The 16,347-nt window shown below is 30.7% G+C and carries 18 protein-coding genes and 1 pseudogene; 2 read left to right on the top strand and 17 right to left on the bottom strand.

Translation table 11 applies throughout. The features are described 5' to 3' along the window. Positions 1-13 precede the first annotated feature (13 nt). The 14 genes and pseudogenes from FDN13_RS00225 to pta all read right to left on the bottom strand — a co-directional run bounded on the left by FDN13_RS00225 (position 14) and on the right by pta (position 11,872). Positions 14-1,084, bottom strand: a complete 1,071-nt coding sequence (locus FDN13_RS00225; RefSeq protein WP_138978329.1) for an elongator complex protein 3 — start codon at positions 1,082-1,084, stop codon at positions 14-16. Beyond that, positions 1,077-1,790, bottom strand: a complete 714-nt coding sequence (rnc, locus tag FDN13_RS00220; protein ID WP_138978328.1) for a ribonuclease III — start codon at positions 1,788-1,790, stop codon at positions 1,077-1,079. The genes FDN13_RS00225 and rnc overlap by 8 nt, the downstream gene beginning before the upstream one ends. Before the next feature lie 78 nt (positions 1,791-1,868). Next, positions 1,869-3,107 (bottom strand): beta-ketoacyl-ACP synthase II, encoded by a 1,239-nt coding sequence (fabF, locus tag FDN13_RS00215; RefSeq protein ID WP_138978327.1) that lies wholly within the window; start codon positions 3,105-3,107, stop codon positions 1,869-1,871. Between the two features lie 85 nt (positions 3,108-3,192). Next, positions 3,193-3,426 (bottom strand): acyl carrier protein, encoded by a 234-nt coding sequence (acpP, locus tag FDN13_RS00210; protein WP_138978326.1) that lies wholly within the window; start codon positions 3,424-3,426, stop codon positions 3,193-3,195. A gap of 38 nt (positions 3,427-3,464) precedes the next feature. Further along, a complete protein-coding gene (gene fabG / locus FDN13_RS00205) occupies positions 3,465-4,208 on the bottom strand; it encodes a 3-oxoacyl-[acyl-carrier-protein] reductase (RefSeq protein ID WP_138978325.1) in 744 nt (247 codons plus the stop codon). Between the two features lie 12 nt (positions 4,209-4,220). Beyond that, a pseudogene (gene fabD / locus FDN13_RS00200) lies at positions 4,221-5,155 on the bottom strand (ACP S-malonyltransferase). After that, on the bottom strand, positions 5,152-6,093 hold the full coding sequence (gene fabK, locus FDN13_RS00195; protein WP_138978324.1) for an enoyl-[acyl-carrier-protein] reductase FabK: 942 nt from the start codon (positions 6,091-6,093) through the stop codon (positions 5,152-5,154). The pseudogene fabD and the gene fabK overlap by 4 nt, the downstream one beginning before the upstream one ends. 10 nt (positions 6,094-6,103) lie before the next feature. Next, positions 6,104-7,090, bottom strand: a complete 987-nt coding sequence (locus FDN13_RS00190; RefSeq protein WP_138978323.1) for a beta-ketoacyl-ACP synthase III — start codon at positions 7,088-7,090, stop codon at positions 6,104-6,106. Positions 7,091-7,106: 16 nt separating this feature from the next. Beyond that, entirely contained in the window at positions 7,107-8,102 is a 996-nt protein-coding gene (gene plsX, locus FDN13_RS00185) for a phosphate acyltransferase PlsX (RefSeq protein ID WP_138978322.1), read from the bottom strand. Next, positions 8,099-8,677 (bottom strand): transcription factor FapR, encoded by a 579-nt coding sequence (fapR, locus tag FDN13_RS00180; RefSeq protein ID WP_138978321.1) that lies wholly within the window; start codon positions 8,675-8,677, stop codon positions 8,099-8,101. Before fapR ends, plsX begins: the two co-directional genes overlap by 4 nt. A 135-nt stretch (positions 8,678-8,812) precedes the next feature. Then, on the bottom strand, positions 8,813-8,989 hold the full coding sequence (gene rpmF, locus FDN13_RS00175; RefSeq protein WP_078696783.1) for a 50S ribosomal protein L32: 177 nt from the start codon (positions 8,987-8,989) through the stop codon (positions 8,813-8,815). A gap of 12 nt (positions 8,990-9,001) precedes the next feature. After that, a complete protein-coding gene (locus FDN13_RS00170; RefSeq protein WP_138978320.1) occupies positions 9,002-9,496 on the bottom strand; it encodes a YceD family protein in 495 nt (164 codons plus the stop codon). Between the two features lie 152 nt (positions 9,497-9,648). Continuing rightward, positions 9,649-10,848: an acetate/propionate family kinase gene (locus FDN13_RS00165; RefSeq protein WP_138978319.1), complete on the bottom strand. Its 1,200-nt coding sequence runs from the start codon at positions 10,846-10,848 to the stop codon at positions 9,649-9,651. A gap of 19 nt (positions 10,849-10,867) precedes the next feature. After that, the gene (gene pta, locus FDN13_RS00160; RefSeq protein ID WP_138978318.1) at positions 10,868-11,872 is read right to left on the bottom strand and encodes a phosphate acetyltransferase; all 1,005 of its coding nucleotides are present in this window, start codon (positions 11,870-11,872) and stop codon (positions 10,868-10,870) included. 133 nt (positions 11,873-12,005) lie between these two features. Here pta and FDN13_RS00155 point away from each other — a divergent pair, with 133 nt between their 5' ends. Continuing rightward, the gene (locus FDN13_RS00155) at positions 12,006-13,229 is read left to right on the top strand and encodes a nucleotidyltransferase (protein WP_138978317.1); all 1,224 of its coding nucleotides are present in this window, start codon (positions 12,006-12,008) and stop codon (positions 13,227-13,229) included. 2 nt (positions 13,230-13,231) lie between these two features. Here the strand turns inward: FDN13_RS00155 and FDN13_RS00150 are convergent, their stop codons facing one another. Continuing rightward, entirely contained in the window at positions 13,232-14,008 is a 777-nt protein-coding gene (locus tag FDN13_RS00150) for a patatin-like phospholipase family protein (protein WP_138978316.1), read from the bottom strand. A gap of 97 nt (positions 14,009-14,105) precedes the next feature. On the opposite strand from FDN13_RS00150, the gene FDN13_RS00145 reads away from it, so the two are divergent. Then, positions 14,106-15,233 carry a hypothetical protein gene (locus FDN13_RS00145; RefSeq protein ID WP_168190016.1) on the top strand — a complete coding sequence of 376 codons (1,128 nt, stop codon included), beginning with the start codon at positions 14,106-14,108 and terminating at the stop codon, positions 15,231-15,233. Between the two features lie 2 nt (positions 15,234-15,235). Here FDN13_RS00145 and coaD read toward each other — a convergent pair whose 3' ends face one another. Continuing rightward, positions 15,236-15,736, bottom strand: coding sequence for a pantetheine-phosphate adenylyltransferase (gene coaD / locus FDN13_RS00140; protein ID WP_138978314.1), 501 nt, complete (start codon positions 15,734-15,736; stop codon positions 15,236-15,238). Next, positions 15,729-16,298 (bottom strand): 16S rRNA (guanine(966)-N(2))-methyltransferase RsmD, encoded by a 570-nt coding sequence (rsmD, locus tag FDN13_RS00135; RefSeq protein ID WP_138978313.1) that lies wholly within the window; start codon positions 16,296-16,298, stop codon positions 15,729-15,731. The genes coaD and rsmD overlap by 8 nt, the downstream gene beginning before the upstream one ends. Positions 16,299-16,347: the final 49 nt, after the last annotated feature.

Here is a 16,347-nt window from a genome sequence, read left to right as displayed (position 1 = left end):
GGAAAATCCTTCTTTAAATAGATAATTTTATATATTCATTAATTGACATTTTTTTAGTAAATCTGCCATCACTAATAGCTATTTCATATCTATCAATTGAATTATCTTGGCATATTTTTATTTGTTTTGTAGAATAAGATAACTTTAAAATATTAAAATATTTTTTCTTATCTGCTAATAGTTTAGAAATCTCCTTAGGATTTATATTTATAAAAATATTATTTTCTAGGTTAAAATACTTTTGTATTGTGTAATCAATAATTGACATGTATATTGAGGATTCCACGAGCTCTCTAAATGCTGGATGGAAAGGCCCTGCAATTACATCATTATCCATGTTTATCTCTTCAGACCTTTGAAGCCCGATACGTATTATTTGTATGTCATTCTTTACAAATAAAATATATATTTTTTTGCAAATCTCTACTGCTTCTTCTACACTTAGGGGGGTATATAACCCTTTTAAATATAAACTCTCCAACTCAGTACCTTTTATTACTAACGCTGGATATATCCTTACAAAATCAGGTTTTAACTTTATTATCTCATTTGCAGTAAAGATATCTTTTTCAATATTATCATTAGGTAGTCCAATCATCATTTGATGTCCTAACTTAAAACCAAATTTCTTTATCAAATTACTTGATTTAATTACATCGTTTGAAGTGTGACCTCTTTCTGCCATTTTAAGTACTTCATCATCCATAGACTGAACTCCAAGTTCAATAACACCAACGCCAAATCTTTTAAGATTTTGAAGGATGTATTCATTAATGTAATCTGGCCTTGTAGAGAGCCTTATATCATCTATTTTGCCATCATCAAGTGCAGCTTTGGCTACACTTAAAAGTTCATTTTGATAATCTAACGGTATTCCAGTAAAGCTTCCTCCAAAAAAAGAAATCTCAACAAAAGAATTTTTTCTATCAATAGTACTAAGATATTGAGCTATAGTCTTTTCAACATCACTTTTAGTTACTTCTTTTGTATTCCCAGTTATTTTTTTTTGGTTGCAAAATATACAATCATGTGGGCATCCTAAATGTGGGACAAAAATAGGTATAATATAATATCTTTTATTCAACTAAATCAACTCCAAGATTTATAAGAGCTTGTTTGGCTGCTCTTTGTTCTGCTTCCTTTTTGCTTTTTCCTTTTCCTTTACCAATTTGTTTTCCATTAACTTGAACTTCAACTTCAAATACTTTATCATGTTGTGGTCCTGATTCATTTATTATATTGTATTTAATTAAATATTCCTTATTTTTTTGTAAATGTTCTTGAAGCTTTGACTTATAATCATTAAATATTTCATCATTACTTACAGCATCTATTTTTTCTTCAAGGTAATTAAGAACAAAATTTTTAGCTGTATTATATCCTGCATCTAAATATATTGCAGCAATAACAGCTTCAAAAGCATCTGCAAGTAAGGAATCCTTATTTCTTCCTCCTGTAATTTCTTCGCCTTTTCCTATCTGAATATATTTATTTATCATTATCTTTCTTGCAATATCTGCAAGAGATGATTCGCAAACAACGCTGGCGCGAATTCTTGATAGCTTTCCTTCTTTTTTATTTTCAAATCTATTGTAAATATATTCACTTACTATAAGACTAAGTATTGAATCACCTAAAAACTCAAGCCTTTCATTATAATAAGAAATAGATGGGTGTTCGTTTGTATATGAGCTATGAGTTAAAGCCATATCAAGTATATATAGTTTTTTAAATTCAACATCTATTATTTTCTGAAATTCAGTTAGTTCATTTATTCTTTCTTTTGTCATAGAGCAACCTCCAAATGTAACCAAAGGTAAAGGCTTTTACCTTTTCCTTTGGTTATAGCATCTGTTTTACTAAAAATATTAAACATATTTTTTAAATACTACAACTGCATTGTGCCCTCCAAAGCCAAAAGAATTAGAAATGCCATAGTTTACAACTTTACTTATTGCCTTATTAGGAACATAATTAAGGTCACATTCTTCATCAGGAGTATTTAAATTTATTGTTGGAGGTATAATGTTATTATATATTGATAGTGCTAAAATTACACCTTCTATCCCTCCTGCTGCTCCAAGAAGATGACCTGTCATTGACTTTGTTGAGCTTACAGGTATTTCATATGCTTTGCTTCCAAATACTTTTTTAATAGCAATAGTTTCAAACTTATCGTTATATTCTGTTGATGTTCCGTGTGCGTTTATATAATTTATTTCTTCAGGCAGTATATTTGCATCTTCTATTGCTCTTTTTATTGCAAGAGCAGCACCTTCACCTTCAGGATCTGGTGATGTCATGTGATATGCATCGCAGCTTGCTCCAAATCCTACAACTTCAGCGTAGATTTTTGCATTTCTTTTTATTGCATGTTCAAGTTCCTCAAGAATTAATATTCCTGCTCCTTCACCAATTATAAAACCATCCCTATTCTTATCAAAGGGCCTTGAAGCCTCTTTTGGATTTTCATTATTTTCAGATAGGGCTTTCATGGAACTAAATCCTGCTACTGCAAGCGGAGTAATTGCAGCTTCAGTTCCTCCTGTAAGAACAACATCTACTTCTCCTCTTTGTATTGCCCTAAAGGCTTCTCCTATTGCATTGGTACCAGATGCACATGCAGTTACAATTGTTTCATTAATTCCACGAGCTCCAATTTTCATAGCAACTTGACCAGCAGGCATATTTGCAATCATCATAGGTATGAAAAATGGGCTTACTCTTTTAGGTCCTTTTTCCTTTAAAATTGTCATTTGATCTTCAAAGGTTTCAAGCCCTCCAACTCCACAGCCTAATATTACTCCAAGCCTATCTTTATTAGTTTCATTAAGGCACATTTTTGAATCTTCAAGGGCAAGTTTTGCAGCTGCAACTGCATATTGTGTTGCCTTATCCATTCTTCTTATTTCTTTTTTATCTATATATTTTTCTGCATCGAAATCTTTTACCTCTGCAGCAATTTTCACATTAAATTCTGTTGTATCAAATCTTGTTATATAATCTACTCCACTTACACCATTAACAATATTATTCCAGAATCCATCAACTTCACAGCCCAGTGGGGTTATAACTCCAAGTCCTGTTATTACAACTCTCTTCTTCATACTTTTCCTCCTAACCGTAAAGGTTCAGATAAAAAATTTATAATCTTAATATTTTAAAAGCCCCGAATAAATCGGGACCTATTTTTTACATATCTGTATGTTCCTTTATGTACTCCACTACATCACCAACAGTTTGAATTTTTTCAGCATCTTCATCTGGAATTTCTATATCAAATTCCTCTTCAAGAGCCATAATAAGCTCAACGATATCAAGAGAATCTGCACCAAGATCATCAATAAATGATGATTCCATGGTTATATCATCAGAATCAACTCCAAGTATATCTGAAATTCTTTCTTTCACTTTTTCAAATATCATTAAATTCACCTCCCTTCAAATAACTCACATATATAATATTACATAACCATTCCTCCGTCAACATTTATTACTTGGCCTGTTATATAATTTGATTCATCACAGGCCAAAAATAATGCTGCTTTTGCAATATCTTCCGGTTTTCCTGTCTTTTTAAAGGGTATTTTATTCAATATATCTTCTTTTATCTTATCGTTTAATGCTTCTGTCATCCTTGTATCAATATAACCTGGTGCTATTGCGTTGACATTTATATTTCTTGCTGCTAACTCTTTTGCAGCAGATTTAGTAAGAGCAATAACTCCTGCCTTTGATGCAGCATAATTTGCTTGACCAGCATTTCCAGTAATACCAACAACAGAAGACATATTTATAATTTTACCATATTTTTGCTTTATCATGTATTTTGAAACACATTTAATTGTATTAAAACAGCCTTTTAAATTAACATCTATAACTCTACCAAAATCTTCAACATCCATTCTCATTATAAGATTATCCTTTGTAATTCCTGCATTATTAACAAGTATATCTATTCTGCCATACTTATTAATTATATCATCAATCATATTTTTTACATTTTCAAAATTTGATACATCACATTTTATGCTCTCTGCCATACCGCCTAATGCCTTTATTTCTTCAACTACTTTTAATGCTGCTTCTTCATTTCCTGAATAGTTTACGATAACCACAGCACCTTCTTTAGCATATTCTATCGCAATTGCTCTTCCAATCCCTGTAGATGCTCCAGTTACAAGTGATATTTTCCCTTTTAGTTTCATTTTTTCACTCCTTTATGTAAGTTCATTTAGTAATTTTTCAAGTGATTTTATATTATCAATACTATATATCTGTTTATTTTTATCTATTTTCTTAACAAAACCAGATAATGTTTTTCCTGGACCAATTTCAATAAAAACATCTACACCATCATCTATAAGTTTTTTATGTTTTCTTCAAATCTTACAGGTGAAGATATTTGATATTTTAACTTTTTAATAGTTTTTTCAATGTCATCGTTATAATATTCATTATCATAGTTTGATAAAATATTTATGATTGGTTTGTAAATCTTTTTATCTTTTAGTATTTCTTCAAGTTTTATGCCTGCATCTTTCATTAAACTTGAATGAAAAGGTCCACTAACATTAAGTAATACAGATTTTAAAGCTCCCATTTCTTTTAACTTTTCACAAGCTTTTTTTACTGTTTCTTTTTCTCCTGTTATTACAATTTGACCTGGACAGTTATAATTTGCAACTTCAACTATGCCTTCTGATTTAAGCTCTATGCAACAATTCTCAACTGTTTCTCTATCAAGTCCAAGAATTGCTGCCATTCCTCCATATCCTTCTGGCACAGCGTTTTGCATTAGTTTTCCCCTTTTATAAACTATCTCAATTGCATCATTAAGAGAAAATACTTTTCCATAAGTTAATGCTGAATATTCTCCAAGGCTTAATCCTACTGCATAATCAGCATAGATATTTTTCTCATTGAGTATAGAAGCTATAGAAATTGAAGTTGCTAAAATTGCAGGCTGAGTATTTTCTGTTTTTGAAAGTTCTTCTTGCGGTCCTTCAAAACATAATTTTTTTATATCAATATTAAGTATATTATCTACATCATCAAATATTCTTCTTACACATTCAAAATTATCGTATAACTCTTTTCCCATGCCAACATATTGAGCACCCTGACCAGCAAATAAAAATGCTAACTTCATCATCTACACCATTCCTTTAGCTTTTTTAAGTTTTCTTCGTAATCTTTAATTAAATCAGAAATAATAGTTTTACAAGGTTTTATATCCTTTATAAGACCAGAAATTTGCCCTGCCATAACAGAACCATACTCAATATCACCTAAAATTGCTGCTTTTCTTAGAGCACCTGTCCCAAGCTTCTCTATTTCTTCCTTGTCCGCATTAGAATTCTCAAGCTTCTCAAATTCCCTTGTAAGCTTATTCTTTAAACACCTTACTGGGTGTCCTGTTTTCCTTCCAGTAGCAACAGCATCTCTATCCCCTGCCTCTATAATTGCTCTTTTATAGTTTTCGTGTACTACACATTCATTAGAGCATACAAATCTTGTTCCTATTTGGACACCTTCTGCACCAAGTGCAAATGCCGCAAGCATTCCCCTTCCATCGCCAATTCCTCCAGCTGCAATTACTGGAATAGATACAGCATCTACAACCTGAGGTACAAGGCACATTGTAGTAAGTTCCCCTATATGACCTCCTGATTCTGTACCTTCAGCTATTACTCCATCAACACCTTCTTTTTCCATTCTCTTTGCTAAAGCAACAGATGGAACAACTGGAAAAACCTTTGTTCCTTTTTCCTTTAATGCTTTAATATATTTGCCAGGATTACCTGCACCAGTTGTTATTACAGGAACTTTTTCTTCAATAATTATCTTCATAACATCATCAACATAGGGCGACATAAGCATAACATTTATACCAAAAGGTCTTTTAGTAATCTCTTTTATTTTTCTAATTTGATTTCTTACATATTCACCATCAGCACCACCAGCAGCAATTATACCAAGCCCTCCTGCTTCTGATACTGCTGCTGCAAGTTCATAAGTTGAAACCCAAGCCATGCCCCCCTGAAAAATTGGATACTCAATATTAAGCAATTCACAAACTCTTGTTTTCATACAATGCCTCCTATAACATCCATTTTATTAATACTGCTCCATAAGTCAGTCCTGCTCCAAAACCTACTAATATGATATTATCACCTTTTTTAATTTTTTTATTTTTAAAGTCTTCATATAAAGTTACAGGAATTGAAGCTGATGACATATTACCATATTTATCTAATGTAATGCCTACATTATCCATTGATATTCCAAGCCTTTTTGCAGCAGATTCAATTATTCTTATATTTGCCTGATGAGGTATAAGATAATCTATGCTTGATAAATTAAAACCTGACTTTTCAATTAGTTTTGTTACTGCTTCAGGCATAGCTTTAACTGCAAATTTAAAAACCTCAGGACCATTCATAAAAGTATAATGAAGCCTTTTATTCACAGTTTCAATTGTTGATGGCATTCTCGATCCTCCTGCTGGAAGCGATAGAAAATCTGCTCCTGAACCGTCAGCCATTATGTATTCATCGATTATACCTTTCTCTTCTGTTCTTGAAATTAAAACTGCACCACAACCATCTCCAAAGAGTACACATGTATTCCTATCTGTAAAATCTGTAACTTTTGAAAGCAAGTCACACCCAATAACCAATATGTTCTTATAAAAACCTGTTTCAATAAATTGAGTTGCAATAGTAACCCCATATATAAATCCTGTACAGCCTGCTGAAACGTCAAAAGCTGCAGCATTTACTGCACCAATATTATTTTGTACAATTGCTGCTGTTGCAGGATACAGCATATCTGGAGTAACTGTAGTAACAATTATAAGATCAACATCCTTTGCATCGATTCCTGCCATTAAAATTGCTTCCTTTGCAGCTTCTGTTGAGAGGTCCGAAGCAGCAATATTTTCGTCTGCTATCCTTCTTTCTTTTATTCCTGTTCTTGAAACAATCCATTCATCTGATGTTTCAACCATATTTTCAAGATCTTTGTTTGTTAGTACTTTTTTTGGTATACTTATTCCTATACCAGTTATCCCTGCATTATATTTCATAATAACCTCCTAACAATTAAGATTTATATCTTTTAATTTCATTTTTAATTTCTTCAACAACATTACCCTCAATACAAAGAATTGCTTGTCTTACTGCGTTTTTTATAGCTTTAGCATTTGAACTCCCATGCGCTTTTATTACAGTACCGTCAACTCCAAGAAGTATTGCACCGCCGTATTCAGTATAATCAAACTTCTTTTTAAATTTCTTAAATACAGGCTTTAAAAGTAACCCTCCAAGTTTAGTTACTGTAGAAGTCATAATCTCTTCTTTTAAAATGTCAAAAATAGTTCCTGCTACTCCTTCAAATAGTTTCAAAATAACATTTCCAGTAAATCCATCACATAATATAACATCAATATTACCCTCAGGTATCTCCCTTGCTTCTACATTGCCTTTAAAATTTATATTGCTGTTTTTTAATAGATTGTAGCACTCTTTTGTAAAAGAATTTCCCTTTTCTTCTTCTGATCCAATATTTACTATCCCAATTGTAGGTGATTGCTTTTTTAAAACCTTTTTGGAATATATATCTCCCATTATCCCAAAATCAAGTATGTTTTCAGGCTTACATTCCGCATTTGCACCAGAATCAATAAGCATAAAATAATTGTTTTTGCCAGGAATTACAGGAGATAGAGCTGCTCTATCTATTCCTTCAATTCTTCCTACTATAAAAAGGCCTCCTGCAAGAATTGCCCCTGTACTTCCAGCTGAAATAAAAGCATCAGCTTTTTTTTCCTTTAAAAGTTTCATTCCAACTACAATAGAAGAATCTTTTTTTCTTCTAATAGAAAGAGTTGGAGAATCATTATTTGTTATAACTTCTGTAGTATGTACAATTTCAATTTTATTAGTAGATATGTTATTATCATTAAATACTTTTTCTATTTTTTCCTTATCTCCAACAAGTACTATATCAATATTAAATTCATTTGATGCAAGATATGCTCCCTTTACTACTTCCTCTGGTGCATTATCTCCTCCCATAGCATCAACAATAATTTTCATTTTAATTCCTCCTTATTCTCATCAATGGCAACAAGTATAAATTTCCCTCTAAAAACTTCTTGCTGGTTAACGTATATAAAAACCCAAACAAAAAATTTATTACCTCTTGTTCTTACAATCTCGCCTTTAGCTACAAGCCTTTCACCTGCATATACAGGCCTTTTATATTTTATATTTGCAACTCCTGTTAAAGCTGCCTTTGCATCAACTATAGCAAGAGCTAATGTTTCCGCCATTGCATATATGTACTGTCCCTTAACAACCTTTGTCTTTTTAAACACCAAACTTTTATTTGTATCAAAAATTGAAATAGCATTCTTTCCTGGTGTTATATCTATAAGTTCTCCAACAAATTCTCTTCCTTCTATAGCCTTAACCTTTGCAAATTTATCCTCAGCTACATTTTTTATTCTCTCTCTGAGTTCTGGAATTCCAAGTTCTAACCTGTCTAATCTTATTGTTTGTATTGAAATATTAAATTTTTCAGCTAATTCTTCATCTGTAATGAAAGGATTTTCCTTTATTATTTCCATTAGCTCATTTTGTCTTTGTATTTTCTTTTCCCTACTATTCATAGGTCCCACTCCTTATATCTATTTTTATGACCTACTACTAATAATAAGTATATAAAATAAATTATAATAAATCAACTATAAAATACAAATTTAGAAAAAACAAAAAGAAAGTCCATAAAAGACTTTCTTTAAAAGTTATTTCTCTATAACTGTCCTATTTTTGTAATATCCACAGTTATCACATACCCTATGAGCTAACTTCATCTCATGGCACTGTGGACATTCAACCATTCCAGGCATTGAAAGTTTCCATGTCTGAGCTCTTCTCTTATCTCTTCTTGCTTTTGAATGTCTTCTCGCAGGATTTCCCATTATAACACCTCCTCAATTGCCTTTAAAAAAATCTTTGAGTACTGCAAATCTTGGATCAATCTCTCCTTTTTCGCAGTTACAACTGCCATTATTTAAGTTTTTACCACAAATTGGACATAAACCTTTACAGTCCTCACTGCATAAAAACTTTATAGGCATTGAAAGAATTATATTGTCAATTACCATGTTGCTCAAATCAATAGTACTACCATTATAGTAATAGGTCTCTTCATTTTCATGCTCTTTTGTAAAATTTTCGTCAAAATCAATGTTGCAATCATAATCAAAATTCTGAAGGCATCTTGAGCATTGTGCTTGAACAGTTGCACTAATATTTCCCTTTACCTTTACAAGACCTCCATCATAATAAGCATTGCCTACAACTTTTAGGGGTGACAAAAGCACAAACTTAAAATCATCCCTTTCAAGAACGTCCTTATTTAAAATAATCTCAAATGGCAAAACTTCAATATTACCTTTTATAAGGTCAGAAATATTAAGTAACATATGCTCACCTCAAATAAAAGCCACAATTTATTATATAAATTTGCTAAATAAAAGTCAAGTTGTTATTACAAATACCAACCAATTATTTAAAATAAAATTATACAAACAATATCCCATGTCGAATACATGGAATATTGTTTGTATTGATCAATTTATAGTGTGCTTACTATTTCCATAGTATCCCTTGCTATCATAAGTTCTTCATTTGTTGGAATAAGATATACCTTAACTTTAGAGTCTGAAGTAGATACTTCTGTTAATTTTCCCTTAACATTATTCTTATTTTCATCTATCTTAATGCCTAAAAATTCGAGTCCCTTACAAGATTCATATCTTGCCTCAGGGGAATTCTCACCAAGTCCCGCTGTAAATACAATAGCATCTACTCCACCCATTGCAGCAGCATAAGCTCCGATATATTTTTTTACTCTATAATAAAACATATCTAAAGCAAGCTTTGCTCTCTTATCACCATTAGCAGCTGCATCTTCAACATCTCTAAAATCGCTGCTTACTCCTGATATACCTAATACACCGGATTTTTTATTCATAACGTTGTTAACATCTTTAGAAGACATATTCGCTTCTTCCTGAAGGAAAGTTACAATTGCAGGATCAATATCCCCACATCTTGTTCCCATGACAAGTCCTTCAAGAGGTGTAAATCCCATGCTTGTATCTACTGATTTTCCATTTGCAACAGCAGCAACACTTGCTCCATTTCCAAGATGGCATGTAATTATTTTGCAATCTTTTATGTCTTTTCCAAGCAAATCTGCTGCAATTTTTGATACATATTTGTGAGATGTACCATGGAATCCGTATCTTCTTACTCCATATTTTTCATATAATTCATAAGGGAGAGCATACATATATGCATAATCAGGCATAGTTTGATGAAATGCAGTATCAAATACAGCAACCATAGGAGTATTTGGCATTAAAGCCTTACATGCATTTATACCTATTAGGTTTGGTGGATTGTGTAGTGGGGCAAGCCTTGTACATTCTTCAAGAACCTTCATTACGTCATCATTTATTAGAACTGATGAAGCATATTTTTCTCCTCCATGAACCACTCTGTGTCCTACAGCAGATATTTCACTCATATCATCAATAACGCCGTGGTTTTTATCTGTTAAAGCATCAAGAACTAATTTTATAGCGTCCTTATGATCTTTCATAGGTTGCTCAATAACTACCTTATCTTTACCTTCAGGTTTGTGAGTTAATACTGATCCTTCTATTCCTATTCTCTCAACAAGTCCTTTTGCAAGTAATGATTCATTTTTCATATTAATTAATTGATATTTTAAAGATGAACTACCACAGTTTACAACAAGTATCTTCATATATGTACATCTCCTTTTATTATAAATTTATTCCCTGGGCTTGAACTGCTGTTATAGCAACAACATTAACTATATCTTCAACGCTGCATCCCCTTGAAAGATCATTTATTGGTGCAGCAAATCCTTGACATATAGGTCCTATTGCTTCAGCGTTTGCAAGCCTTTGAACAAGTTTATATCCTATATTTCCTGCTTGAAGATCAGGGAATATTAATACATTAGCTTTGCCAGCAACATTACTTCCTGGTGCTTTTAGTGAAGCAACTTTTGGAACAATTGCTGCATCAAGCTGAAGCTCTCCATCTATCATTATATCAGGTGCCATTTCCTTTGCCAATTTTGTTGCTTCAACAACTTTGTCAACAAGTTCATGTTTTGCACTTCCTTTAGTTGAGAAAGAAAGCATTGCAATCCTTGGCTCAATTCCACAAAGTGACTTTGCTGTTCTTGCACTTGTTACTGCTATTGCAGCAAGTTCTTGAGCTGTAGGATTTGGATTTACAGCACAGTCTCCAAATACAAATAACCCTTTTTCTCCATAAGCTTCATTTGGAACTTCCATAACAAAAACACTTGATACTATTGATATACCCGGAGCAGTTTTAATTATCTGCATTCCTGGTCTTAACAAATCACCAGTAGAGTGAATAGCACCTGATACCATTCCATCGGCATCCTTAAGTTTAACCATCATTGTTCCATAATACATCGTATCAAGAACCATTTCCCTTGCTTTTTCAATTGTCATTCCTTTGTTTTTTCTTATTTCATAAAGCTGTTCTGCATAGTACTCTGTCTTGTCTGATGTCAATGGATTTATTATTTTAATTCCATCGATATTTGCTCCTTCACTTTGAGCAACATTTTTAATTTCAGCCTCATCTCCAAGCAATATTACTTCTGCTAAACCTTCTTTTTTTATTATTTCAGCAGCTTTAACAGTTCTTGGTTCACTACCTTCAGGCAATGCAATAACTTTCAGTTCGCTTTTTGCCTTTAACCATATTTTTTCCATTAAGCCCATCTTAATATCCTCCTTTTTATATCTTTTGTATGTTTATTTTTAAATATATACTTTAATATATAATTATGATTTGTTTAATTTAATAAAATAAACTAAAATAATAACAAAATACTTTACATTTTAGGAGGTTTTTATGTCTGTAACAGGTATAATAGTAGAGTACAATCCATTACATAACGGTCATATTTATCATATAAACAAAACAAAGCAAATAACAGGCTGTCAATATATTATTGCTGTAATGAGTGGCAACTTTGTTCAAAGAGGTGAGCCTGCCATTATTAATAAATGGGCAAGAGCTAGGGCTGCCTTACTTTCAGGAATTGACTTAGTAATTGAACTCCCTACTATTTTTTCTATCAGCAGTGCTGAAGGTTTTGCCTTTGGTGCAATATCTGTACTCAACTCACTTGGTATAGTAGATAACATTTGTTTTGGAAGTGAAGTTGGAGATATAGATAAGCTTTTTTATATATCAAAAATACTATACCAAGAACCTGAAGAATATAGACTTATGCTAAAAAAATATATTAAGTCTGGTTTGTCATACCCTGCTGCAAGACAATACTCCCTCTACAAGTATATAATAGATAAAAATGATGTCAATGTAAATACAAAAGATATCGAAAAATTAATAAATAACCCAAATAATATACTCTCTATTGAGTATATAAAAGCATTATTAACATTAAATAGCAATATTAAACCTTATACTATAAAAAGAATTATAAGTTCTTATAACGATGAAAAATTGTCAGGTAGTATATCAAGCGCTACTTCAATAAGGAAAAACTTTTATAACGATATAATAAAAAATTCCCTCCCACAATATTCTTATGAAATAATAGAGGAGGAAAAAATTAATGGTAGAGCGCCAATTATAATAGATGATTTTTCAAATATAATACTTTATAAGCTAAGAACTGAAGGATTAGACTATATATCATCAATTCTTGATGTAACAGAAGGACTTGAATACAAGATAAAAAAGGCAAGTGAAGATTCAAACTCTATTAATGAACTTATAAAAAATATAAAAAGCAAAAGATATACTGAATCAAGGATAAAAAGGATACTAATATATTCATTACTTGGTATTACAAAGGAATATTGGAAAAACAATATGAATTCTGCTTTAAAATATATAAGAATTCTTGGATTTAATAGCAACGGTAAAAAGCTTTTAAGAGAAATCAAAACAAAGTGTAACATTCCTATTATTACCAATCCATCACCAAAAGATTCAATATTTTTAGATATGGATATAAGAGCTACTGATCTTTATGTTTTAGGCTACAAAAATATTTTATATAAATATGCAAAGCAAGACCTTAAAACACCCCCAGTTATTATATAATTTTATTTACCCTCAATCTTTTGTTTTATTGTCTCAATAACATCTAAAGTTGCAGCTATTCCTTTTTCAACACATACATCTACAAGATCAAATCTCGTCGGGTCGATATCATTTAAATCGACCCGAATCATTATATCAGCATCTTGTTTTTTCATAAGAAATAGTTCCCTTTCCATCAAATCAATTGATTCATAAAGTACATCAAAAATGCTTTTACAATTACTGCTTGTTAAATTAAATCCTACATCAACTCCTATTATAATATCTGCCCCCATTTTTCTAACTGCTTTTGCAGGTACTCTTTCAATTACCCCTCCATCTACTAATATCATATCGTCTTTAAAATAGGGAACAAATACTCCTGGAACTGATATGCTTGCTCTTACAGCTTCATATACTTTACCCTCTGTAAAAATAACTTCCTTTTTGTTTTTTAAATCTGTAGCCACAACTGATAGGGGTGTTTTTAAATCTTTAAAATCACAGTCTTTTGTTATTAGTTTTAATATACTTTCTATTCTTTCCCCTTTTATAAAACCAAGCCTTGGTACACTTACATCTAGATATGCCTTCTTTGGCAACTGTTTAAAAAGAGCTTTAACATATTTAAAATCGATATCACAACAATATAAACTACCTATTAATGCGCCTATACTACTTCCAGAAACCATATCAATTGTTATGCCATATTTTAACAACGTTTCAATTACTCCAATATGAGCAAGTCCCCTTGAAGCACCAGAGCCTAAAGCAAGTCCCACTTTTAATCTTTCTTTCATATCTTCCACCTTGCTTTCATAGAAATATAATAAATAATTCTTAAAAGGTTTTGATATGAAATATATATTTTCAGTAATTATAACTATTACTTTTTTTATGTGTTTATTGAAAAAAAATAAAAAGTCTTTTACCTACCTTTTAATAGCATTTCTTTTATTGCTTATAGTTTATCCTAATGTATCTTTAAATGGTGCTAAAGAAGGAATTAATCTTTGGCTTTTTATTGTTGTTCCATCTCTATTTCCTTTTTTCGTAATTAACGATATACTTATGGCTATAAATGTTCCTGAAAATATTGCAATGCTTTTTACACCAATAGTAAAAAAATTTTTTAATGCTTCAGGTTATGGAGCTTATGCATTTATAATGAGCATATTTTCTGGATATCCATCAGGTGCTAAAATAGTTCGAGATTTAATTAAAGGAAATAAAATAAGCCCCAAAGAGGGGCAAAGAATTCTAACCTTTAGCAGTACATCAGGTCCTTTATTCATTATTGGTGCCGTTGGTTATGGAATGCTAAAATCAAATATAGCAGGTTATGTACTATATGTATCTCATATATTAGGAGCTGTATTAAATGGAATATTATTTAGATTCATTATAAAAAAAGAAAATAAAAATAATATATATTCTAATCCCTGTACTTTAAAGGATTATTCACCTTTTGAAATATTTGCAATTTCAATAAAGGATTCACTTATTACTTGTGGATTAATAGGTGGGTATATAATTTTTTTCTCTGTTATAATTTATCTTTTAAGGGAAATACAATACTTTAAAATAATAGAAATATTCCTCAAAAAATATCTTCATATATCTAACTTTTATGCATTAACTATTTCAAATTTATTAGAAGCTTCTCTTGAAATATCAAATGGATCAAAGATAATTTCTGCATTAAATAATAGCTTTATATATAAATTATATTTATTAAGTTTTATAATTGCATTTAGTGGAATATCAATTATTGGTCAAGTATCGGGTATTATAAATAAGACAGGAATAAACATTAAATTGTATATACTTTCAAAAATATCTCATGGTGCTTTTTCTTGCTTATCCTGCTGTTTATTAGTTAATCTGTTTAAAATTAATTTTTCCGTATTTAATAATACTATTTATTCAATTGAATTATCTGAAATATTTTTAATAGAAATATTTCTCATGATAATTTGGATTTTTATTGCTCTAAACCAAATTAAAAAGGTTTTAATAAAATAAATTCAAATTTTATTTTTTAATACTTTTATTTTATTTATTATATCTTCAATAATAACATCAGGTACAAGTTCTTTAATGCACCCTCCATACATTGCTACTTGCTTTACTGCACTTGAACTTAAGTATGAATACTTACTATTTGTCATCATAAATAATGTGTCTATATTGGGGTCTAATTTATGATTAAGAAGAGCCATCTGAAACTCATAATCAAAATCAGAAACAGCTCTTAGACCTTTAATAATAATATTTGCATCTCTTTTTTTCATAAAATTTATTAATAACCCCTTAAAACTTGCAACTTCAACATTTGCCATACCCTTTGTTGATTTTTTAATGAGCTCTACTCTTTCATCTATTGTAAAAAGAGGTGCTTTTTTTTCAGGATTTTCAAGTACAGCAACTATTACTTTATCAAATATTTTACATGATCTTTCAATCACATCAAGATGTCCATTAGTAATTGGATCAAAACTCCCTGGATAAACTGCTATTTTATTCATTTATTTCCTCCTCAGTCCAAAAAGATATACGGACCCTGCCATATTTTTCAGTTCTATATTTTACGTAATTATCTATTTTATCAGGTAATATATCTTTTTCATCATATTCCGTTATTATTATTCCTTCTTTATCAAGAATATTATATTCACTTATACTCTTTATAGCTTTTTCAATTAAACCTTTACTATATGGAGGGTCAAGAAAGATAATATCAAATTTCAAATTTCTTTGACTGCATTTTTTTAAAACAAAAAAAGCATCATGATTATATAATTCACAGCATGAAGAAAACCCGAGATTTATTACATTTTGTCTTAAATAACTAAATGTATTTTTATCTTTTTCGCAAAAAATGCAAAACTTTGCTCCTCTGCTAATGCATTCAAGACCAAGTCCACCACTACCTGCAAACAGGTCTAATACTTTTGAATCATTTATATTTAAATTATTAGAAATAATATTAAATAAAGATTCTTTAACTCTGTCAAGGGTAGGTCTTGTATTATTCCCTTCTGGTACCATTAACTTTCTTCCTTTTGCAAGTCCAGTTATTATCCTCATAGCATCACCTTTTTTTATTTTAGCACAAATTAAATATAATAAAACATGA

This window comes from Caloramator sp. E03, from assembly GCF_006016075.1.
GTDB lineage: Bacteria > Bacillota > Clostridia > Clostridiales > Caloramatoraceae > Caloramator_B.
Note: the sequence above shows the minus strand (reverse complement) of the source record. Positions and strands in the feature narration are given on the sequence as shown.